Source organism: Clostridium gasigenes (genome assembly GCF_017348895.1).
GTDB lineage: Bacteria > Bacillota > Clostridia > Clostridiales > Clostridiaceae > Clostridium > Clostridium gasigenes.
The window spans coordinates 964433-985854 of the sequence record NZ_CP071376.1 but is presented as its reverse complement, the minus strand read 5'-3'; the positions used below and the strand labels follow the sequence as shown (position 1 = coordinate 985854).

The 21422-nt window shown below is 33.9% G+C and carries 37 protein-coding genes; all 37 read left to right on the top strand.

Going from position 1 to position 21422, the window contains the following annotated elements; translation table 11 throughout:
- Positions 1-10: 10 nt before the first annotated feature.
- The 37 genes from J1C67_RS04855 (at position 11) to rplQ (ending at position 21272) form a co-directional block, all read left to right on the top strand.
- Positions 11-250, top strand: a complete 240-nt coding sequence (locus J1C67_RS04855; RefSeq protein ID WP_089969052.1) for a ribosomal L7Ae/L30e/S12e/Gadd45 family protein — start codon at positions 11-13, stop codon at positions 248-250.
- A 54-nt stretch (positions 251-304) separates the two neighbouring features.
- Positions 305-682, top strand: coding sequence for a 30S ribosomal protein S12 (gene rpsL / locus J1C67_RS04850; protein WP_089969053.1), 378 nt, complete (start codon positions 305-307; stop codon positions 680-682).
- A gap of 147 nt (positions 683-829) precedes the next feature.
- Positions 830-1300 (top strand): 30S ribosomal protein S7, encoded by a 471-nt coding sequence (gene rpsG / locus J1C67_RS04845; protein ID WP_089969054.1) that lies wholly within the window; start codon positions 830-832, stop codon positions 1298-1300.
- Positions 1301-1375: 75 nt separating this feature from the next.
- Positions 1376-3436, top strand: coding sequence for an elongation factor G (fusA, locus tag J1C67_RS04840; RefSeq protein WP_089969055.1), 2061 nt, complete (start codon positions 1376-1378; stop codon positions 3434-3436).
- A 194-nt stretch (positions 3437-3630) separates the two neighbouring features.
- Positions 3631-4824 carry an elongation factor Tu gene (tuf, locus tag J1C67_RS04835; RefSeq protein ID WP_089969057.1) on the top strand — a complete coding sequence of 398 codons (1194 nt, stop codon included), beginning with the start codon at positions 3631-3633 and terminating at the stop codon, positions 4822-4824.
- A gap of 700 nt (positions 4825-5524) precedes the next feature.
- Positions 5525-5833, top strand: a complete 309-nt coding sequence (gene rpsJ, locus J1C67_RS04830; protein ID WP_089969058.1) for a 30S ribosomal protein S10 — start codon at positions 5525-5527, stop codon at positions 5831-5833.
- Positions 5834-5909: 76 nt separating this feature from the next.
- Positions 5910-6539, top strand: coding sequence for a 50S ribosomal protein L3 (gene rplC / locus J1C67_RS04825; protein ID WP_089969060.1), 630 nt, complete (start codon positions 5910-5912; stop codon positions 6537-6539).
- A gap of 24 nt (positions 6540-6563) precedes the next feature.
- Positions 6564-7184 carry a 50S ribosomal protein L4 gene (gene rplD, locus J1C67_RS04820; RefSeq protein WP_089969062.1) on the top strand — a complete coding sequence of 207 codons (621 nt, stop codon included), beginning with the start codon at positions 6564-6566 and terminating at the stop codon, positions 7182-7184.
- Positions 7184-7480 carry a 50S ribosomal protein L23 gene (gene rplW, locus J1C67_RS04815; RefSeq protein WP_089969063.1) on the top strand — a complete coding sequence of 99 codons (297 nt, stop codon included), beginning with the start codon at positions 7184-7186 and terminating at the stop codon, positions 7478-7480. Before rplD ends, rplW begins: the two co-directional genes overlap by 1 nt.
- 61 nt (positions 7481-7541) lie before the next feature.
- On the top strand, positions 7542-8375 hold the full coding sequence (rplB, locus tag J1C67_RS04810; RefSeq protein ID WP_089969065.1) for a 50S ribosomal protein L2: 834 nt from the start codon (positions 7542-7544) through the stop codon (positions 8373-8375).
- Between the two features lie 67 nt (positions 8376-8442).
- Positions 8443-8727, top strand: coding sequence for a 30S ribosomal protein S19 (rpsS, locus tag J1C67_RS04805; protein ID WP_089969066.1), 285 nt, complete (start codon positions 8443-8445; stop codon positions 8725-8727).
- A 21-nt stretch (positions 8728-8748) separates the two neighbouring features.
- Complete coding sequence (rplV, locus tag J1C67_RS04800; RefSeq protein ID WP_089969068.1) at positions 8749-9084, top strand: 50S ribosomal protein L22; 336 nt, start codon at positions 8749-8751, stop codon at positions 9082-9084.
- Positions 9085-9102: 18 nt separating this feature from the next.
- Positions 9103-9753: a 30S ribosomal protein S3 gene (gene rpsC / locus J1C67_RS04795; RefSeq protein ID WP_167866868.1), complete on the top strand. Its 651-nt coding sequence runs from the start codon at positions 9103-9105 to the stop codon at positions 9751-9753.
- Between the two features lie 17 nt (positions 9754-9770).
- Positions 9771-10205, top strand: coding sequence for a 50S ribosomal protein L16 (gene rplP / locus J1C67_RS04790; protein WP_089969071.1), 435 nt, complete (start codon positions 9771-9773; stop codon positions 10203-10205).
- Entirely contained in the window at positions 10205-10417 is a 213-nt protein-coding gene (gene rpmC, locus J1C67_RS04785; RefSeq protein WP_089969073.1) for a 50S ribosomal protein L29, read from the top strand. The genes rplP and rpmC overlap by 1 nt, the downstream gene beginning before the upstream one ends.
- A 22-nt stretch (positions 10418-10439) precedes the next feature.
- On the top strand, positions 10440-10694 hold the full coding sequence (gene rpsQ / locus J1C67_RS04780) for a 30S ribosomal protein S17 (RefSeq protein WP_089969074.1): 255 nt from the start codon (positions 10440-10442) through the stop codon (positions 10692-10694).
- Positions 10695-10722: 28 nt separating this feature from the next.
- Positions 10723-11091, top strand: coding sequence for a 50S ribosomal protein L14 (rplN, locus tag J1C67_RS04775; RefSeq protein WP_089969076.1), 369 nt, complete (start codon positions 10723-10725; stop codon positions 11089-11091).
- A 17-nt stretch (positions 11092-11108) separates the two neighbouring features.
- Positions 11109-11423, top strand: a complete 315-nt coding sequence (rplX, locus tag J1C67_RS04770) for a 50S ribosomal protein L24 (RefSeq protein ID WP_089969077.1) — start codon at positions 11109-11111, stop codon at positions 11421-11423.
- 22 nt (positions 11424-11445) lie between these two features.
- Positions 11446-11988, top strand: coding sequence for a 50S ribosomal protein L5 (rplE, locus tag J1C67_RS04765; protein WP_089969079.1), 543 nt, complete (start codon positions 11446-11448; stop codon positions 11986-11988).
- Between the two features lie 15 nt (positions 11989-12003).
- Positions 12004-12189, top strand: coding sequence for a type Z 30S ribosomal protein S14 (locus J1C67_RS04760; RefSeq protein ID WP_089969081.1), 186 nt, complete (start codon positions 12004-12006; stop codon positions 12187-12189).
- Positions 12190-12220: 31 nt separating this feature from the next.
- Positions 12221-12619, top strand: coding sequence for a 30S ribosomal protein S8 (gene rpsH / locus J1C67_RS04755; protein ID WP_089969083.1), 399 nt, complete (start codon positions 12221-12223; stop codon positions 12617-12619).
- A gap of 64 nt (positions 12620-12683) precedes the next feature.
- Entirely contained in the window at positions 12684-13226 is a 543-nt protein-coding gene (rplF, locus tag J1C67_RS04750) for a 50S ribosomal protein L6 (RefSeq protein ID WP_089969084.1), read from the top strand.
- A 19-nt stretch (positions 13227-13245) separates the two neighbouring features.
- The gene (gene rplR / locus J1C67_RS04745; RefSeq protein ID WP_089969086.1) at positions 13246-13605 is read left to right on the top strand and encodes a 50S ribosomal protein L18; all 360 of its coding nucleotides are present in this window, start codon (positions 13246-13248) and stop codon (positions 13603-13605) included.
- A gap of 19 nt (positions 13606-13624) precedes the next feature.
- Entirely contained in the window at positions 13625-14122 is a 498-nt protein-coding gene (gene rpsE / locus J1C67_RS04740; protein WP_089969088.1) for a 30S ribosomal protein S5, read from the top strand.
- Between the two features lie 12 nt (positions 14123-14134).
- A complete protein-coding gene (gene rpmD, locus J1C67_RS04735) occupies positions 14135-14314 on the top strand; it encodes a 50S ribosomal protein L30 (protein WP_089969089.1) in 180 nt (59 codons plus the stop codon).
- 22 nt (positions 14315-14336) lie between these two features.
- On the top strand, positions 14337-14777 hold the full coding sequence (rplO, locus tag J1C67_RS04730; protein ID WP_089969090.1) for a 50S ribosomal protein L15: 441 nt from the start codon (positions 14337-14339) through the stop codon (positions 14775-14777).
- 1 nt (position 14778) lies between these two features.
- The gene (gene secY / locus J1C67_RS04725; RefSeq protein WP_089969091.1) at positions 14779-16056 is read left to right on the top strand and encodes a preprotein translocase subunit SecY; all 1278 of its coding nucleotides are present in this window, start codon (positions 14779-14781) and stop codon (positions 16054-16056) included.
- 22 nt (positions 16057-16078) lie between these two features.
- Complete coding sequence (locus tag J1C67_RS04720) at positions 16079-16729, top strand: adenylate kinase (protein ID WP_167866869.1); 651 nt, start codon at positions 16079-16081, stop codon at positions 16727-16729.
- Positions 16729-17475 carry a type I methionyl aminopeptidase gene (map, locus tag J1C67_RS04715; RefSeq protein WP_089969096.1) on the top strand — a complete coding sequence of 249 codons (747 nt, stop codon included), beginning with the start codon at positions 16729-16731 and terminating at the stop codon, positions 17473-17475. The genes J1C67_RS04720 and map overlap by 1 nt, the downstream gene beginning before the upstream one ends.
- An 86-nt stretch (positions 17476-17561) precedes the next feature.
- Positions 17562-17843: a KOW domain-containing RNA-binding protein gene (locus J1C67_RS04710; RefSeq protein ID WP_089969099.1), complete on the top strand. Its 282-nt coding sequence runs from the start codon at positions 17562-17564 to the stop codon at positions 17841-17843.
- A gap of 7 nt (positions 17844-17850) precedes the next feature.
- The gene (gene infA, locus J1C67_RS04705; RefSeq protein WP_089969102.1) at positions 17851-18069 is read left to right on the top strand and encodes a translation initiation factor IF-1; all 219 of its coding nucleotides are present in this window, start codon (positions 17851-17853) and stop codon (positions 18067-18069) included.
- Between the two features lie 47 nt (positions 18070-18116).
- A complete protein-coding gene (rpmJ, locus tag J1C67_RS04700) occupies positions 18117-18230 on the top strand; it encodes a 50S ribosomal protein L36 (protein WP_039312872.1) in 114 nt (37 codons plus the stop codon).
- Positions 18231-18453: 223 nt separating this feature from the next.
- Positions 18454-18822 (top strand): 30S ribosomal protein S13, encoded by a 369-nt coding sequence (gene rpsM / locus J1C67_RS04695; protein WP_089969105.1) that lies wholly within the window; start codon positions 18454-18456, stop codon positions 18820-18822.
- A gap of 15 nt (positions 18823-18837) precedes the next feature.
- The gene (gene rpsK / locus J1C67_RS04690) at positions 18838-19233 is read left to right on the top strand and encodes a 30S ribosomal protein S11 (protein ID WP_089969108.1); all 396 of its coding nucleotides are present in this window, start codon (positions 18838-18840) and stop codon (positions 19231-19233) included.
- A gap of 12 nt (positions 19234-19245) precedes the next feature.
- The gene (rpsD, locus tag J1C67_RS04685; protein ID WP_089969111.1) at positions 19246-19866 is read left to right on the top strand and encodes a 30S ribosomal protein S4; all 621 of its coding nucleotides are present in this window, start codon (positions 19246-19248) and stop codon (positions 19864-19866) included.
- A gap of 102 nt (positions 19867-19968) precedes the next feature.
- Entirely contained in the window at positions 19969-20916 is a 948-nt protein-coding gene (locus tag J1C67_RS04680; RefSeq protein WP_089969114.1) for a DNA-directed RNA polymerase subunit alpha, read from the top strand.
- 14 nt (positions 20917-20930) lie between these two features.
- Complete coding sequence (rplQ, locus tag J1C67_RS04675) at positions 20931-21272, top strand: 50S ribosomal protein L17 (RefSeq protein WP_089969117.1); 342 nt, start codon at positions 20931-20933, stop codon at positions 21270-21272.
- Positions 21273-21422 lie beyond the last annotated feature (150 nt).

Genomic DNA, 21422 nt, shown 5'->3' with positions numbered 1-21422 from the left:
GAGTGTGTTCATGATAGACGTACTAGTAGGAAAAAAAGTCATAGGAATTAAACAAGCAAGTAAAGCTATTAACAATGGAAAAGGTACTGCATTATATGTAGCTGAAGATGCAGAAAGAAAATTAATAATTCCGTTATTAGAATTAGCTTGTAGTAATAATATTAAGGTTATCGAAATTGATACCATGAGAAATTTAGGTAAGATGTGCGGCATAGATGTTCAATCTTCCGCAACATTGATACTTGAATAATTAATTAGCTTTTATCTTAAAAGATAGATAAATTAAATTTCAGGAGGTGAAAATATGCCAACTATTAGCCAATTAGTAAGAAAAGGCAGAAAATCAATTGCTAACAAATCAACAGCACCAGCACTAAATGAGTGTCCGCAAAGAAGAGGAGTATGTACAGTTGTTAAAACTATAACTCCAAAAAAACCTAACTCAGCGTTAAGAAAAGTAGCTAGAGTAAGACTTACAAACGGATTCGAAGTTACTGCTTATATAGGTGGTGTAGGCCATAATCTACAAGAACATAGTGTTGTTCTTATAAGAGGTGGTAGAGTTAAGGACCTTCCTGGTGTTAGATACCATATTGTAAGAGGTGCATTAGATTGTGCTGGAGTAGCTAACAGAATGCAAGGAAGATCAAAGTACGGTGCAAAGAGACCTAAGCAAAAATAGTATTTTTACTATGGCAGTGCTTGTCTTTCCAAACTACATAGATTTATAAAAAAGTTTATATAGATATAAGAGACAATGCACTTTGCGGCATGCAATAATGCCGAGTACCGATGAACTTAAATTTAAATTGTTAAGGAGGGAAGAAAAGTGCCAAGAAAAGGACATATCGCAAAAAGAGATGTATTACCAGATCCAATATATAAATCTAAGGTTGTTACTAAGTTAATAAACAGCATAATGGAAGACGGTAAAAGAGGTGTAGCTCAAAAAATATGCTACGACGCGTTTGAAACTATGGCTGAAAAAACTGGTAAAGATGCATTAGAAGTGTTTGAAGAAGCACTAGCTAATATAATGCCTTTATTAGAAGTTAAATCAAGAAGAATAGGTGGTGCAAACTATCAAGTTCCGATTGAAGTTAGAACTGAGAGAAGACAAACTTTAGGTATCCGATGGATGCTTGCAGTTTCAAGAAAAAGAGGCGAAAAATTAATGTCTCAAAGATTAGCTGGAGAATTATTAGATGCAGCTAACAACACTGGTGCAGCTGTTAAGAAGAGAGAAGATACTCATAAAATGGCTGAAGCAAATAAAGCATTTGCTCATTACAAGTTCTAAAAAACAAACTGTTTTGGCTTTTGCCAAAACAGTTTTGTCGAATTCAAAAATACTCGCTTAGAGGAGGCAATACAAATGGCTAGAAAATTTCCATTAGACAAATTCCGTAACTTTGGAATAATGGCACATATAGATGCTGGTAAAACGACAACTACTGAGCGTATATTATTCTACACAGGAAAAAGCCACAAAATAGGAGAAGTTCACGAAGGTGCAGCTACTATGGATTGGATGGTTCAAGAACAAGAGAGAGGTATCACAATTACTTCTGCTGCAACTACATGTACGTGGAATGGTCATGAATTAAACATAATAGATACTCCAGGTCACGTAGATTTTACAGTTGAAGTTGAAAGATCATTAAGAGTTCTTGATGGAGCTGTTACTGTTCTTGATGCTAAGAGTGGAGTTGAACCTCAAACTGAAACAGTATGGAGACAGGCAGATAAATATGGTGTTCCAAGAATGATATATGTTAATAAGATGGATGCAACTGGTGCAGATTTCTTTAGATGTATAAACACTGTAAGAGATAGATTAAAAGCTAATGCTGTTCCAATACAAATACCAGTTGGTTCAGAAGATAAATTTAAAGGAATGATAGATTTAATAGAAAATAAAGCTATTATGTTCTATGATGATTTAGGTACAGATGTTAGAATAGAAGACATTCCTGCTGATTTAGTTGATCAAGCTAAAGAATACAGAATGGCTCTTGTAGAAGCAATAGCTGAAACTGATGAAACGTTAATGGAAAAATACCTAGACGGTGAAGAGTTAACAGTTGAAGAGATGATGGTAGCTTTAAGAAAAGCTACAATAAATAATGAAATAGTACCATGTATATGTGGTTCGTCATATAAGAACAAGGGTGTTCAACAAATGATTGATGGTGTTGTTCATTTCTTACCATCACCATTAGATGTTAAAGCTATAACAGGAGTTACATTAGATGGAGAACCAGCTGTAAGAGAATCTTCAGATGATGCACCTATGGCTGCATTAGCATTTAAAATTGCTACTGATCCATTTGTAGGTAAGTTAGCTTTCGCAAGAGTTTACTCAGGAATCCTTGAGAGTGGTTCATATGTTTTAAACTCAACTAAAGGAAAGAAAGAAAGAGTAGGAAGACTTGTTAAGATGCACGCTAATTCAAGAGAAGAAGTAGAAGCTTTAGAAGCAGGTGAATTAGGAGCTATAATCGGATTAAAGAACACTACTACTGGTGATACTTTATGTGTTGAAAGTAATCCAATTATACTTGAAGCAATGGATTTCCCAGAACCAGTTATATCTGTAGCTATAGAGCCAAAGACTAAAGCAAGTCAAGAAAGAATGGGAATGGCTTTAGCTAAATTAGCTGAAGAAGATCCTACTTTCAAAACTTACACTAACCAAGAAACTGGTCAAACAATCATCGCTGGTATGGGTGAACTTCACTTAGAAATCATCGTTGATAGATTAACTAGAGAATTCAAGGTTGAATGTAATGTAGGAGCTCCTCAAGTTGCTTACAAAGAAACTATTAGAAAAGCTGTTAAGGCTGAAGCTAAATATGCTAAGCAATCTGGTGGTAAGGGTCAATACGGTCATTGTGTGATCGAGATGGAACCTACTGAAGGCGAATACGTATTTGAAAATGCAGTAGTTGGTGGAGCTATTCCAAGAGAGTATATTCCAGCTATTGATAATGGTATTAGAGAAGCCGCTAAAAACGGGATTATAGCAGGATATGAAACTATAAACTTTAAAGTAAAAGTTGTTCATGGATCATACCATGACGTCGATTCATCAGAAATGGCATTTAAAATTGCAGGTTCAATGGCATTTAAGAATGCTATGGCTAAAGCAGATCCAGTATTACTAGAACCTATGATGAAAGTTGAAGTTACAGTTCCAGAAGAATATATGGGAGATGTAATTGGAGACCTAAGCTCAAGAAGAGGAAAAATTGAAGGTATGGAAGCTCTAAGTGGAGCTCAAATCATCAGAGCGTTTGTTCCTCTTTCAGAGATGTTTGGTTATTCAACTACGCTAAGATCAAGAACTCAAGGTAGAGGTACTTATGCAATGACATTTGATCACTTTGAAGAAGTTCCAAAGAGCGTACAAGAAGCTATTAAAGGTGAAAAGTAATATAGCCTAGTTTAATATATTGTATCATTGCTTATATGTTAATATAAACAATGATACAATAATGACTATATGAGTGTTGTTATAGAATAAAATAACAGTTAAAAGTCAATAATAGTATAGAAAAATTATGTTAAAATAGATATAATAAATATGAAGGTTCATATAATTAATTTTAATACAAGGAGGAATTTACAATGGCAAAGCAAAAATTCGAAAGAAGTAAACCACATGTAAATATTGGAACAATTGGTCACGTAGATCACGGTAAGACAACATTAACAGCTGCTATAACAACAGTATTAGCAACAAAAGGATTCGCGGAGGCTTTCAACTATGCAGATATAGATAAAGCACCAGAAGAAAAAGAGAGAGGTATTACAATTAATACAACTCACGTAGAATATGAAACAGAACAAAGACATTATGCACACGTTGATTGTCCAGGACATGCCGATTATGTAAAGAACATGATTACAGGAGCAGCACAAATGGATGGAGCAATATTAGTATGTTCAGCAGCAGATGGCCCAATGCCACAAACTAGAGAACATATACTATTAGCATCAAGAGTTGGAGTTGACTATATCGTTGTTTTCTTAAATAAAGCAGATATGGTAGATGATGAAGAATTATTAGAATTAGTTGAAATGGAAGTAAGAGAATTGTTATCAGAATACAACTTCCCAGGAGATGATATTCCGGTAATCAAGGGTTCAGCTTTAGTAGCGTTAGAAAATCCAACAGATGAAAAGGCAATTGCGCCAATTATGGAATTAATGGATGCAGTAGATAGCTACATACCAACTCCAGAAAGAGCAACAGAAAAGCCTTTCTTAATGCCAATAGAAGATGTATTTACAATCACTGGTAGAGGAACAGTTGCAACAGGAAGAGTAGAAAGAGGAATTCTTAAGGTATCAGACGAAGTTGAAATCGTTGGATTAGCAGAAGAAAGCAGAAAAGTTATAGTAACAGGAATAGAAATGTTTAGAAAATTACTAGACGATGCAAGAGCAGGAGATAATGTAGGAGTTCTTTTAAGAGGAGTTCAAAGAGCAGATATTGAAAGAGGTCAAGTATTATCAAAAGTTGGCGGAATCAAACCTCATACTAAATTTGTAGGTCAAGTATATGTACTTAAAAAAGAAGAGGGTGGAAGACATACACCATTCTTTGATGGATATAGACCACAATTCTACTTTAGAACAACAGATGTAACTGGATCAATCAAGTTACCAGACGGAATGGAAATGGTTATGCCTGGAGATCATATAGATATGAATGTTGAATTAATCAACAAAGTAGCTATGGATGAAGGTTTAAGATTTGCAATCAGAGAAGGTGGAAGAACTGTAGGTTCAGGAGTTGTTACTAGCGTAAAAGAATAATAATATTAGTTTAGGCTGATAATTACTTTATAATTTTTAAAATAAAAGGCGCTTATAATGTGATCACAAAATAAAAGAGTAAAGGGACGCCTTTACTCTTTTTTTATTGTCAAAAATATAATACATAAAGTAAAAATTATGAGAATTATAAAATATATTCAATTTATAATTAATAAAAATATATTTTATAGATAATAACTAAAAAATTAATCTTAATAAGTAGAAAATATAAGATGTTATTTGAAATTCTAAATTATTTGATAAATTATTATTTGGACTATGAAAATGTTTAACATCTTGTATAATGGGTATAATATTAATAATAAAAATCTTTATGTGAAAAATACAATGAAAAAAATGTTGATTTAAATCTAAAATCAGAATAGAATAGATTTGCAAACAAAATTAAATTAGAAAATCACAAATATATAGATATAAAAAAGTAAAAAAAAAGGCTAAAAAAAGTCTTGTCAAAGATATGTAAAGATAGTATAATAAAATAGTTGTATAGCATACAGCGATGAGTTGAGAGGTTGCCGGACTTCCGGGTAATTCTTAATGAGTATGTCAGGATCTAGAATCCGACGACAGGGATTTTATAATTTGTTTGGGTAAAAGTATGAAACACCAGGAACAGTTTATAGAACAACCACTGTTGTGCGTTAGAAGTAAAGCGTACATGAAAAGGAGGGAAACCAAGATGTCAAAACAAAAAATTAGAATCAGATTAAAGGCTTTTGATCATACAATATTAGATCAATCAGCTGAAAAAATCATTGAAACAGCAAAGACAACAGGAGCTAAGGTTGTAGGACCTGTGCCTCTACCTACTGAAAAAGATGTTATAACAATATTAAGAGCTGTTCATAAATATAAAGATTCAAGAGAACAATTCGAAATTAGAACACACAAGAGATTAATCGATATAGTTAATCCATCACCAAAAACTGTTGATGCATTAATGAGATTAAATCTACCAGCTGGTGTCGATATCGAAATTAAGCTGTAATAGCAATATTAAATAAACAGTTTGAACTATTATGATTGCGATGCAATCCACTAATATGTTTAGGAGGTGTAAATACATGAAAAAAGCTATATTAGGAAAGAAAATAGGAATGACTCAAATTTTCGATGAAAATGGTAGAGTTATACCGGTAACAGTAGTAGAAGCTACTCCATGTGTTGTTGTTCAAAAGAAAACTATTCAAAAGGATGGTTATGACGCAATACAAGTAGGTTTTGGAGAAATAAGAGAAAAGCTTGTTAACAAGCCAAAGAAGGGACATTATGCTAAGGCTGGTGTATCTTTAAAGAGAAGATTAAGAGAATTTAGACTTGAAGATTGTTCAACTTATGAAGTAGGGCAAGAAATTAAAGTTGATGTATTTGTAGTGGGAGAAAAGATTGATGTATCAGGAGTTTCTAAAGGTAAGGGATTCCAAGGGGTTATCAAGAGATGGAATGCTAATAGAGGTCCTATGACTCATGGTTCTAAGTTCCATAGAGCAGTAGGTTCAATGGGAGCTTCATCAGATCCTTCAAAAACATTCAAGAACAAACATATGCCAGGTCATATGGGAGCTGTTAATAAAACAGTACAAAATTTAGAGGTAGTTAAGATTATAGCTGAGAAAAACTTAATACTAATCAAGGGTGGTATCCCAGGACCTAACAAAGGTACAGTAGTAATAAGAAATGCAGTTAAAGCTTAATTTCTGTAGAAAGGAGGAAACAAAATGTCTACAGTAGGATTATTTAACCAAGAAGGTAAACAAGTTGGAGATATCCAATTAAATGATAGCGTGTTCGGAGTTGAAGTTAACGAGAATGCAATGCATCAAGTTGTTATAGCTTTATTAGCTAACAAAAGACAGGGAACTCAATCAGCTAAAACAAGAGCTGAAGTTAGAGGGGGCGGAATTAAGCCTTGGAGACAAAAGGGAACTGGTAGAGCAAGACAAGGTTCTATTAGAGCACCTCAATGGATCAAAGGTGGTATAGTATTCGCACCAAAGCCAAGAGATTATAGAATGGCAACACCAAAAAGCATGAGAAGAGTAGCTATGAAATCTGCTTTAACATGTAAAGTTCAAGCTGGTGAAATGATAGTATTAGAAAGCTTAGAATTTGAAACTCCAAAGACTAAGTTAGTTATTGAAATGTTAAAAGCTTTTGAAGCTAAGAAAACATTGATAATAACTGCTGAATCTAATGAAGCAGTTTACAAATCAGCAAGAAATATACCTGGAATAGCAATAATTCCAGCAAACAACATCAATGTTTATGATTTACTAAAGTATAACAAAGTAATGATAACTAAAGATGCTGTATCAAAGATCGAGGAGGTGTACGCATAATGAGTTTAAATAGCCATGATATAATAAGAAAGCCTGTTATAACTGAAAAGAGTATGGCTGCTATGGCAGAGAAAAAGTACACTTTCATAGTTCAAATAAACGCTAATAAAGTTCAAATAAAGAGAGCGATTGAAGAAGTTTTCGGCGTTACAGTTGAAAATGTTCAAACAATGAGAACTATGGGAAAAACTAAAAGAATGGGCGTACATGTAGGTAAGAGAGCTGACGTTAAGAAAGCAATCATTACATTATCACAAGAAAGTAAAACTATTGAATTCTTTGAAGGAATGCAATAGTATAATAAGCGGAGTATTGGTGTAATTCGCCAGATAAGCTTAAAGTAAGGAGGGAATTTACGTGGCAGTTAAAAAGTTTAGACCAACCACACCATCAAGAAGAGAGATGACAATGGCTACATTCCAAGAAATAACTACGGATACACCAGAGAAATCACTTCTTGTTTCTTTAAAGAAAAGTGGAGGTAGAAATTCTCAAGGTAAAATAACTGTTAGACACCGTGGTGGTGGAGCTAAGAGAAAATATAGAATAATAGATTTTAAGAGAAATAAGGATGGTATTCCAGCAAAAGTTGCTACTATAGAATACGATCCAAACAGAACTGCATACATTGCTTTAGTAGTATATGCTGATGGAGACAAGAGATACATTATCTCACCAAATGGATTAAAAGTTGGAGATGTAATAGTATCTGGAGCAGATTCAGATATCAAACCAGGTAATACTCTTCCATTAGGAAATATTCCAGTTGGTACAGTAGTTCATAACATTGAATTACAAGCTGGAAAAGGAGCACAACTAGTTAGATCAGCTGGTACAAATGCTCAATTAATGGCTAAAGAAGGGAACTATGCAACATTAAGATTACCTTCAGGTGAAATGAGATACGTAAGAATCGAATGTAGAGCTACAATCGGTACTGTATCAAATGCTACTAGTAATATTATCAATATTGGTAAAGCTGGTAGAAAAAGACACATGGGCTTCAGACCAACAGTTAGAGGGTCTGTAATGAATCCTTGCGATCACCCTCATGGTGGTGGTGAAGGTAAATCACCAATCGGTAGACCAAGTCCAGTTACTCCTTGGGGAAAACCAGCACTTGGATACAAGACTAGAAAGAATAAAAAATATTCTGATAGATTCATAATAAAGAGAAGAAACGATAAGTAGTCTGGGGAGAATATAATTTCTCTTCGCAGCTTGTCATCATAGAGATTATGAAGGGAGGCAAAATATAGTGAGTAGATCAACTAAAAAAGGACCTTTTATAAAGGAAGGGCTTTTAAAGAAAATCGAAGAAATGAATGCTAATAGTGAAAAGAAAGTTATTAAGACTTGGTCAAGAAGTTCAACTATTTTTCCACAAATGATTGGGCATACAATCGCTGTTCATGATGGTAGAAAGCATGTTCCAGTATATGTAACTGAAGATATGATAGGACATAAACTTGGAGAGTTTGCTTTAACAAGAACTTATAGAGGACACGATTACGATGAGAAATCATCAAGGAAAAGAAAGTAATTCCGGAAAGGAGGAACATAAATGGAAGCTAGAGCTATAGCTAAATATGTGAGAATGACTCCAATGAAAGTCGGAGTAGTTCTTGGATTAATTAGAGGAAAAAATGTTGACGAAGCCTTCGCAATATTACAATATACTCAAAGAGATGCGGCAGTAGTTATTAATAAAGTGTTAAAATCAGCTGTTGCAAATGCAGAGAATAATCACGAATTAGATCTAGATAAGTTATATGTTGCAGAGACATTTGTAGGTGCAGGACCAACTTTAAAGAGATTTAGACCGCGTGCACAAGGTAGAGCGTTCAAAATTCTTAAAAGAAGTAGTCATATAACTGTGATAGTTAAAGAAAGATCTTAGTAGAAGGAGGGAAAACAATTGGGTCAAAAAGTACATCCTCACGGACTTAGAGTAGGAGTTATAAAAGGTTGGGACGCTAAGTGGTATGCTTCAAAGAAGAACTTTGCTGATAACCTTATAGAAGACAATAGAATAAGAGTATTCGTTAAGAAAGAACTTTTTGTAGCTGGAATTTCAAAAATTCAAATTGAAAGAGCAGCTAAGAGAATAAAACTAAATATACACACTGCTAAACCAGGTGTTATAATTGGAAAAGGTGGATCAGGAATCGAAGCTTTAAAAGTTAAATTAGCTAAGATAATTGATGGAAAAAACATCTTAATCAATATAGTTGAAGTTAGAAATACTGAAACTGATGCTCAGTTAATGGCAGAAAATATCGCTGCTCAATTAGAAAAGAGAGTATCATTCAGAAGAGCTATGAAGCAAACAATCCAAAGATCTATGAGACAAGGCGCAAAGGGTGTTAAAACTGCTTGTGCAGGTAGATTAGGTGGAGCTGAAATAGCAAGAACAGAGCAATATCATGAAGGAAGAATTCCACTACAAACTTTAAGAGCAGACATAGATTATGGGTTTGCTGAAGCTGATACAACTTATGGAAAGATCGGTGTTAAGGTTTGGGTTTATAATGGAGAGATTCTTCCAACTAAAAAAGTTAACGCGTAAGAAAGGAGGAATTGATCATGTTAATGCCTAAAAGAGTTAAGCATCGTAAGGTACAACGTGGTAGGATGAAAGGAAAAGCTACTAGAGGGAATTTCCTTGCATACGGAGATTATGGTATCCAAGCGACAACTTGTGGCTGGGTTACAAGTAATCAAATTGAATCTGCCAGAATTGCTATAAACAGACATATCAGAAGAGGTGGAAAACTTTGGATAAAGATTTTCCCAGATAAACCAGTAACTGAAAAACCAGCTGAAACTAGAATGGGTTCAGGTAAAGGTTCACCAGAATATTGGGTAGCAGTAGTTAAACCAGGTAGAGTATTATTCGAATTATCAGGTGTTACCGAAGAAACTGCAAGAGAAGCTATGAGACTAGCGTCACATAAGCTACCTGTAAGAAGTAAATTCGTTAGCAGAAAAGATTTTGAGGAAATGGGTGGTGAAGAATAATGAAGGCTAGAGAATTACAAGAATTAAGAGCAAATGATCCTCAAGATTTAAAGCTTAAGCTAAATGAACTTAAGGCTGAATTATTCAACTTAAGATTCCAATTAGCTACAGGTCAATTAGAAAATCCAATCAGAATAAGAGAAGTCAAGAAGTCTATAGCTCAAATCAAAACCATCATTAGAGAAGAAGAGATTAGAGCATTCGCACAGTAAGACTGAAAGGAGGTAACGCCTCATGGAAAGAGGATTAAGAAAGAAAAAAATAGGTAAAATTGTTTCAGATAAAATGGAAAAAACTGTTGTAGTTGCCGTTGAAACTAAAGTTAGACATCCACTATACGGTAAAATACTAAAAAGAACTACAAAGTTCAAAGCTCATGATGAAAATAATGAAGCAAACATTAACGATAGAGTATTAATCATGGAAACAAGACCATTATCAAAAGATAAAAGATGGAGACTTGTTGAGATAATAGAAAAAGCGAAATAGAATTTAAGACCGAAAGGAGGATAATTCAATGATACAACAACAAAGTAGACTTAAAGTAGCTGATAACTCAGGTGCTAAGGAAATCATGTGTATCAGAGTTTTAGGTGGATCAAAAAGAAAGTTCGGTAACATTGGAGATATTATAGTAGCCAGCGTTAAAAGTGCAACACCAGGCGGAGTTGTTAAAAAAGGTGACGTTGTTAAAGCTGTTATAGTAAGAACAGTTTACGGACTAAGAAGAACAGATGGTTCATACATCAAATTTGATGAGAATGCAGCTGTTATTATAAAAGACGACAAGCAACCAAGAGGAACTCGTATCTTCGGACCAGTTGCTAGGGAGCTAAGAGATAAAGAATTTAATAAAATATTATCACTAGCACCTGAAGTTCTATAATAGAGGAGGTGGCTAATTTGAAGGTACACGTTAAAAAGAACGATACAGTAGTAGTTATATCTGGTAAGGATAGAGGGAAGACTGGAGAAGTTTTAAAAGTAGCTCCAAAGAATGGTAAAGTTACAGTTCAAGGAGTTAACATAGTTAAGAAGCATCAAAAACCAAATAGAGCTAATGCTCAAGGTGGTATAATAGAAAAAGAAGGAGCTATATACAGCTCAAAAGTAATGTTATATTGCACAAAATGCAAAAATGCTACAAGAATTAGCAGTAAAATCTTAGAAGATGGTACTAAGGTTAGAGTTTGCAAAAAGTGTGGAGAAACATTCTAGAATCTGAAAGGAGGTACTCAATATGACACCAAGACTTCAAGAGAAGTATGAAAAAGAAGTAGTGCAAGCTATGATAGAAAAGTTTGGATATAAAAATATTATGCAAGTTCCAAAGCTTGAAAAAATTGTCATTAATATGGGAGTTGGAGAAGCTAAGGATAATCAAAAAGTTTTAGAATCAGCAGTTAGTGATTTAACTATAATTGCAGGTCAAAAACCTATATTAACAAGATCAAAGAAATCAATTGCTAACTTTAAGATCAGAGAGAATATGGCATTAGGATGTAAAGTTACATTAAGAAAGGCAAACATGTATGAATTTGCTGATAAGTTAATGTCAATAGCACTTCCAAGAGTTAGAGATTTCCAAGGAGTATCAAGTAAGTCATTTGATGGAAGAGGTAACTACTCTGTAGGAATCAAAGAACAACTAATATTCCCAGAAATAGAATATGATAAGATTGATAAGGTTAGAGGAATGGATATTATCTTCGTAACATCAGCTAATACTGACGAAGAAGCTAGAGAATTATTAAGATTCCTTGGCATGCCGTTCGCTCAATAATAAGGAGGGAAAACCATGGCACGTAAGGCAATTATTGAAAAGTGGAAACTAGAACCGAAGTTTAAAACAAGAGCCTATACAAGATGTAGATTATGTGGTAGACCACATTCAGTACTAAGAAAATTTGGTATATGCCGTATATGCTTTAGAGAACTTGCTTATAAGGGAGAAATTCCTGGATGTAGAAAAGCAAGTTGGTAATAAACGGATGTAGTGAAAGGAGGCACATTAAATGGTTATGACAGATCCTATCGCAGATTTGCTAACTCGTATAAGAAATGCAAATGCTGTTAAACATGAAGTAGTAGAAATTCCTTCATCAACTGTGAAGAAGGCTGTTACAGATATATTATTACAAGAGGGATATATAAAAGCAATAGAGGAATACAACGATGGTGTTGTTCCCATGTTAAGAGTATCTCTTAAGTATGGTTCAAATAAAGAAAAAGTTATAACTGGTATAAAGAGAATATCTAAACCAGGATTAAGAGTTTACTGTAAAAGAGATGAAATTCCAAAGGTTCTTAATGGCTTAGGAATAGCGGTTATATCAACTTCAAAAGGTTTAGTTGTTGATAGAGAAGCTAGAAAAATGGGCTTAGGCGGAGAAGTTCTTTGCTACGTTTGGTAATTTTATAATTTAAAAGTAACTAAATAACATATATACATGAACAAGTAATACAGGAGGTGAAATTATGTCAAGAGTAGGTAGATTACCGATAGCTATACCTGCCGGCGTAACTGTAACTATTGCAGCAGATAATGTTGTTATAGTTAAGGGTCCAAAGGGCGAGCTTGTTAAGACTATGCACAAAGACATGAATATAGCAATTGAAGACAACCAAGTTGTTGTTACAAGACCTAGTGATCAAAAAGATCATAGAGCCCTTCACGGGTTAACTAGAGCTCTAATCAATAACATGACTATTGGAGTAGAAAAAGGATACGAAAAAACTCTAGAATTAGTTGGTGTTGGTTATAAAGCTCAATTACAAGGAACTAAACTTGTAATGAATTTAGGATATTCACATCCAGTTGAAATAACTCCAAGAGAAGGTATAACTTTCGAAACTCCATCTGTAACTAAAATTATAGTTAAGGGTATCGATAAAGAAAAAGTTGGAGCCGATGCTGCGGAGATAAGATCATGGAGAGTTCCTGAACCATATAAGGGTAAGGGAGTTAAGTACGAAAACGAAGTGATCAGACGTAAAGAAGGTAAAACTGGTAAGAAATAATTAGAGAGGAGTGAACCTTATGTTCAAGAAGGTAGACAGAAAAGCTTCTAGAGAGAGACGTCACCTTAGAGTACGTAAAAAAGTTTCAGGTACTCCTGAGAGACCAAGACTTTCAGTATATAGAAGTGAAAAAAATATATATGCTCAAATTATAGATGATGTTAATGCTGTTACTTTAGTATGCGCTTCAAGTGTGGAAAAAGATTTTACAGCAGCAGGCGGAAATAAAGAAGCATCTAAGCTTATAGGAGCTTTAGTTGCAAAAAGAGCAATTGAAAAAGGAATTCTTGATGTAGTATTCGACAGAGGTGGATACATATATCATGGAAGAATTCAAGAATTAGCCGAGAGCGCTAGAGAAGCAGGCTTGAAATTCTAAAAAACGAGGAGGGAAATACATGAGAATCGATCCTAGCACACTTGACCTTAAAGAAAAGGTTGTTTTTATAAACAGAGTAACTAAGGTTGTTAAAGGTGGTAGAAACTTCAGATTCAGCGCATTAGTAGTTGTAGGTGATGAAAACGGACACGTAGGCGTTGGTATGGGTAAGTCAATAGAAATCCCTGAAGCAATAAAAAAAGGAATAGAAGATGCTAAGAAGCAAATGATTACAGTTGCTATGGTAGGCACAACTGTTCCTCATCAAATATATGGTAAATTTGGAACTAGTAAGGTTCTTATTATGCCAGCTAAAACAGGTACAGGAGTTATTGCTGGAGGTCCAGCAAGATCAGTACTTGAATTAGCAGGAGTAAAGGATGTTAGAGCTAAATCATTAGGTTCTAATAATCCAAAAAACATGGTTAGTGCTACTATTAACGGGTTAGCAAACTTAAGAACAGCTGAAGATATAGCTAAATTAAGAGGCAAAACTGTTGAAGAGATATTAGGATAGGAGGTATAAGCAATGGCTAAGATTAAGATTACTTTAGTAAAGAGCTTAATAGGTAGAAAGAAAAACCATATCGCTACTGCAAATGCCCTTGGACTAAAAAAAATTGGTAAAACAATAGAACATGAGGATTCTCCTCAAATCAAAGGTATGATTAAAAAAGTAGATTATCTACTAAAAATAGAAGAAGTTTAAGAACGAGGAGGTGCATTGTGTAATGAAACTTCATGAATTAAAATCACCAGAAGGAAGTAGAAAAGCTCCTAAGAGACTTGGTAGAGGTACTGGTTCAGGTACTGGTAGAAATGCCGGAAAAGGTGAAAAAGGCCAAAACTCTAGATCAGGTGGAGGAACAAGACCAGGATTCGAAGGTGGTCAAATGCCACTATTTAGAAGACTTCCTAAGAGAGGATTCACAAATATATTTGCTAAGAAAATCGTTAGTATAAACGTTGATAGATTAAATATATTTGAAAATGGAACTGAAATAACTCCAGAATTATTACTTGAAAGAAGAGTAATAAGCAAAAGATTAGATGGAGTTAAAATTTTAGGTAACGGGACATTAGAAAAAAGCTTAACTGTTAAAGGATGTAAATTCTCAAAGTCAGCTGTTGAAAAGATAGAAGCAGCTGGAGGAAAAGCTGAGGTGATTTAGTATGCTATTAACCCTACGTAATGCCTGGAAGGTTCCCGAATTAAAGAAAAGATTTTTATGGACTATATTCTTAGTTGCAATCTTTAGGATAGGAATACATCTTCCTGTTCCTGGGATTGGAACAGAATACTTATCTGGATTAATAGAATCAGATAGTTTGCTTGGATTTTACAACTTAATTTCCGGTGGAGCTTTCAGTAATTTTAGTATATTCGCGTTAAGTGTTACACCATATATAAATGCATCGATTATTATGCAATTGCTTACTATTGCCATTCCTTCATTAGAGCAACTTTCTAAAGAAGGAGAAGATGGTAAAAAGAAGATTCAAAGTATAACTAGAATTCTTTCTATAGCAATTGGTTGTATTCTTGCATTTGGAACATACTCAATGATAAGAGGCACAGGTGCTACAGCTGGATTCACTGCAATTCAAGTTTTAGTACTTATAGTAACACTTGTTGTTGGCTCTACATTCTGTATGTGGCTTGGTGATCAAATCACTGTAAAGGGATTTGGTAATGGAATATCCATATTAATTTTTGTAAATATAATATCCCAATTACCCAAAACTGCGAAAACCTTAGCGGTTGGAAAACAGTCTGGTGAAATTGGAATAATAGAAATTGCGTTATTCTTAATATTTGTAGCAGCATTGCTGTTTATAGCTGTATTTTTCTCTTTAGCAGAAAGAAGAATACCAGTACAATATGCAGGAAAAGCTGTAGGAAATAAGGTTGCGAGAGCGCAAACTACTCATATACCATTAAGCATAATTGGATCAGCAGTAATAGCGATAATATTTGCTATGTCAGTTATGATGTTTCCACAGACAATAGCTACAATCTTTCCGGATAAAGAATGGGCAATGGCGATAACCGGGAGCAAATATAGTATATTTAATAAGAATTCCTGGATGTATCCAGTTTGTTATTCTATATTTACTGTATTCTTTACTTGGTTCTATACCCAAATAACATTCAAACCAGATGAGATGGCAGAGAATCTGCATAAATCAGCAGGTTTTATCCCAGGAATAAGACCAGGGGAAGCAACAGAAAAGTTTTTTGAAAGAGTACTTACAAGAGTATCTCTAATCGGAGGATTATTTGCAGCATTCCTTGCAATAACGCCAATATTAATTGAAAATTATACAGCTTTAAAAGGAATCAGTTTTGGAGGAACGTCTTTATTAATAATAGTTGGAGTTGCCATGGATTTCTCAAGACAACTTGACTCACAATTAGTAATGCGTCACTATAAAGGATTCTTAAAATAGATTAATAATGGAGATGATGCCCGTGAAGATTATTTTATTAGGTCCTCCTGGAGCAGGAAAAGGAACACAGGCAAAATCAATTAGTAATAGATACTCTATACCACATATTTCAACAGGAGATATTTTCAGAATGAATATTTCTCAAAATACTCCTTTAGGAATAGAAGCTAAGGAACACATGGATAAGGGACATTTAGTTCCAGATGAAGTTACCATTAATATGGTAAAAGATAGACTTGCTCAAGAGGACTGCACGGGTGGATATCTTTTAGATGGATTCCCAAGAACAGTTTTTCAAGCAGAATCACTTCAGAACTTTTTAACTGAAAGAAATGAAAAACTAGATACTTCTTTATTAATAGAAGTACCTATGGAATTTATTTTGGAAAGAATGATAGGAAGAAGAGGTTGTCAATCTTGTGGAGCTAGTTATCATATTAAATTCAATCCTACAAAGGTTGAAGGTAAATGTGATGTATGTGGTAGTGATATAGTCCAAAGAAAAGATGATGTAGAAGAGACTGTAAGAGAGCGACTTGATGTGTATGAAAGACAAACGCAACCACTGATTGATTTTTACAAGGAAAGAAACTTACTTTCAACAGTAGATGGAACAGAAGCTATTAATGAAGTTTTTGAAAGTATTTGCACAATTTTAGGGAGCAAAAAATAATGATAATTATTAAGAGCGAAAAAGAAATTGATTTAATGCGAATTGCTGGAAAAATAGTCGCTGAGACATTATTACTTGTTGGAGAAAATGTTAAACCAGGTATAACTACTGCTGGATTAGATAAAATAGCAGAAGAATTTATAACTAAGCATGGAGCAAAGCCTTCATTTAAAGGGCTATATGGGTTTCCTGCTTCACTATGTATATCTGTTAACGAGCATGTAGTTCATGGGATACCAGGAAGTTATGTATTAAAAGATGGCGATATAATTAGTGTAGACTGTGGAGCCTGTATAAATGGTTTTCATGGAGATGCAGCTAGAACATTTGCTGTTGGAAATGTATCTGATAAAGCTAAAGATTTAATTAGAGTTACTGAACAAAGTTTCTTTAAGGGAATTGAATATGCAAAAGTAGGTAATAGACTAACTGATATATCACATGAGATACAAAACTACGTAGAAGCTTCAGGTTTCTCTGTAGTGAGAGATTTCGTAGGACACGGTATAGGTAGAGTTGTACACGAAGATCCCGAAGTACCTAATTTTGGTAAAGCGGGGAGAGGTCCAAAATTAATAGCTGGAATGACTTTAGCTATTGAACCAATGATTAATGTTGGAACCTATAAAGTTAAAACATTAAACGATGATTGGACCGTAGTAACTAGTGACGGAAGTCTATCTGCGCACTACGAAAATACTGTTGTAATTTTACCAGATGGACCCGAAATATTAACACTAATTTAAAATAGTGTTGCTTAGTTATAAATTCGCATGATACCACAAGGTGACTTGTAGATTTATGGCTAAGGTAATCATCGAGGTGAAAAAATTTGCAAAACAATGACTTGATTGGGAAAGTAGTTTCTTCTGTTGCTGGAAGGGATAAAAGTTGTTTATATGTGATTGTAGATTGCATAGATAATGACTATATGCTTTTAAGCAATGGAAACACAAAAACAATTCAGATGCCGAAGAAAAAGAAACTAAAACATTTACTTGTTTTAGATGATATAAGTGATGATATTAAAGTTTTAATATCATCAAAAAATAGAGGTGCTGATTTAAAAATCAAGAGATTTCTAAAACTTAAAAGCATTGTTAAGGAGGGTTGATTACCTTATGTCAAAAGATGATGTTATAGAAATGCAAGGTACTGTATTAGAATCTTTACCAAATGCTATGTTCCAAGTTGAACTAGAAAGTGGCCAAACGATTTTAGCACATATATCAGGCAAACTAAGAATGAATTTCATAAGAATTCTACCAGGAGATAAAGTAACACTTGAAATATCTCCATACGATTTAAGTAGAGCAAGAATTACTTGGAGAGCTAAATAAGGGGAGTATTAAATTACTTACCAGAACAATTACAAGGAGGGTTAGCGATGAAAGTAAGACCATCAGTTAAGCCTATTTGCGAAAAGTGCAAAGTTATAAGAAGAAAAGGAAGAGTAATGGTTATCTGTGAAAATCCTAAGCACAAGCAAAAGCAAGGCTAATATAATTAAGTATTAGGCAAAAAAGTATTATATTACTATATAATAATTATTGACATTTACTTTAAAGTCACATATGATTATATAGGCATTTTAATTAAATAAGTAAATTTTAGGGCGGCTGACCGATAGATGAATAAAAATCTATCGACCTAAAATTTTATTATATAAAGCACAAAAATAATTAACTTTTATGCATTTCAATTATCAGGAGGTGTAAGTTTTAATGGCAAGAATATCAGGAGTAGATCTACCAAAAGAAAAAAGAGTTGAGATAGGTCTAACATATATATATGGAATAGGACTTTCTACTTCACATAAGATTTTAGCAGCTACTGGAGTTAATCCAGATACTAGAGTTAAAGATCTTAGCGAAGAAGAAGTAAATGAAATCAGAAATTTCATAACTAAGAGTATAATGGTTGAAGGTGACTTAAGAAGAGATGTTTCTTTAAACATTAAGAGATTAGTAGAAATAGGATGTTATAGAGGAATCAGACATAGAAAAGGTCTTCCAGTTAGAGGTCAAAAGACTAAAACTAACGCAAGAACTAGAAAAGGTCCAAAGAAAACTATGGCAAATAAGAAGAAGTAGTGAGGAGGGAATTCGATGGCAGCTCAAAAAGTCAAAAAGACTAGAAGAAAAAAAGAGAGAAAGAATGTTGAGCATGGTGCTGCACACATCAAGTCAACTTTCAATAACTCAATAGTTACTTTAACTGATGCGTCAGGAAATGCTTTATCATGGTCAAGTGCAGGATCTTTAGGATTCAGAGGATCAAGAAAAAGTACTCCATTTGCAGCACAAATGGCAGCAGAAAAAGCAGCAGAAGGTGCTATGGAACACGGTTTAAAGAGTATAGAAGTTTACGTTAAGGGACCGGGCTCAGGTAGAGAAGCAGCAATAAGATCTCTACAAGCAGCAGGATTAGAAGTAACTCTAATTAAAGATGTTACTCCAATTCCTCACAACGGATGTAGACCACCAAAAAGAAGAAGAGTCTAGGAGGTGTAATTAATGGCAAGATATACTGGAGCTACATGCAGATTATGTAGAAGAGAAGGTATGAAACTGTTCCTTAAGGGAGATAGATGTTTTACAGATAAATGTGCTTTTGTTAGAAGAAGCTATGCGCCAGGACAACATGGAGCGGCTAAGAAAAAGGTTTCTAACTATGGAGTTCAATTAAGAGAAAAGCAAAAAGCTAGAAGAATATACGGAGTATTAGAAGGCCAATTCAGAACTTATTACGAAAAGGCTGACCATATGAGGGGTATCACTGGTGAAAACTTACTTAAATTATTAGAAATGAGATTAGATAACGTTGTTTACAGACTAGGATATGGTGCTTCAAGAAATGAAGCTAGACAATTAGTTAATCATGGTCATTTCTTAGTAAATGGTAAAAAAGTTGATATTCCATCATACAGAGTTTCTGTTAATGATGTGATTTCAGTTTGTGAAAAGAGCAGAGGAACTGAAAAGTTCAAGACTTTTGTTGAAAATCCAAAAACTCTACCAAAATGGTTAGAAGCTAACGTTGAAAACTATGAAGGTAAAGTAGTTGCTGAGCCAACAAGAGAAGACATTGACGTTCCAGTTAACGAAACTCTTATTGTTGAGTTATATAGCAAGTAATAAACTATTATTTGGGATTTTAAGACTTGTTCTTAGTCCCAAATATAGAATCAGTTGCCCTCAGAATAAGGTTGCCATTTTAAATATAAGGAGGGTTTGTACATGTTAGAAATAGAAAAGCCAATGATAGAATGTATAGAAGCGAATGAATACGGTACTTATGGTAAATATGTGGTTGAACCACTAGAAAGAGGATACGGTATAACTCTTGGAAATGCTCTAAGAAGAATATTACTATCATCACTTCCAGGTGCGGCAACAACATCTGTAAAAATAGATACAGTACTTCATGAATTCTCAACTGTACAAGGCGTTAAGGAAGATGTTACTGAGTTAATCTTAAACATTAAATCTTTAGCGTTAATAATGAATGGTGATGGTCCTAAGACTATATATATAGATGCTCAAGGACCAGGAGAAGTTACAGGTGCAGATATAAAAACTGATGGAGACGTTGAAGTTGTAAGTAAAGACCTACATATTGCAACATTAGACGATAATGCAAAGTTATATATGGAATTAACAGTTAATAAAGGTAGAGGATATGTTACTCAGAACAAAAATAAGAGTGACGAACTTTCAATATCATCAATAGCTGTAGATTCAATATATACACCAGTTAAAAGAGTTAACTTTACAGTAGAAAATACTAGAGTAGGTCAAATTACTGATTATGATAAGTTAACTTTAGAAATCTGGACTAATGGAACTATTAAAATTGATGAAGCGATAAGCTTATCATCAAAAATTCTTATAGAGCATTTTAAATTATTTATGTCATTAGGCGACAGTACTAATGATGTAGAGATAATGATAGAAAAAGAAGAAGACAAAAAAGAAAAAGTACTAGAAATGACTGTTGAGGAACTTGATTTATCAGTTAGATCATATAACTGTTTAAAGAGAGCTGGAATAAATACAGTTCAAGAACTTGCTGGAAAGTCTATGGATGATATGATGAAGGTAAGGAATCTAGGAAAGAAGTCTTTAGAGGAAGTCGAAAGAAAGCTTAAGGAATTAAGCTTAGGATTAAGACTAAACGATGAGTAAGGAGGTAAATCCATATGGCAGGTTATCGTAAGTTAGGTCGTGCTACTGACCAAAGAAGAGCTATGCTAAGAAGCCTTGTTACAAGCTTTTTAAAGCATGGTAAAATGCAAACAACTGATACAAGAGCGAAAGAAACTAGAAAAATAGCAGAAAAGATGATCACTTTAGCAAAAAGAGGAGATCTTCACGCTAGAAGACAAGTTTTAGCTTTTGTTCAAGAAGAAGCAGTAGTTCAAAATTTATTTGATAATATAGCTCCAAAGTACGCAGAAAGAAATGGTGGATACACTAGAATGTACAAAACGGGCCCTAGAAGAGGGGACGGAGCTGAAATGGTTATACTTGAATTAGTATAATATTTTAGGGGATTAAGTTTTTAACTTAATCCCTGTTTTCTTATATAAATAAATATTAAACAGTGTATAAATTTTTACTTAAATTAATAATAGTAAATAGTTTCATTATATAATATAATATTTTTATGTGTATATACACAACTGGAATTT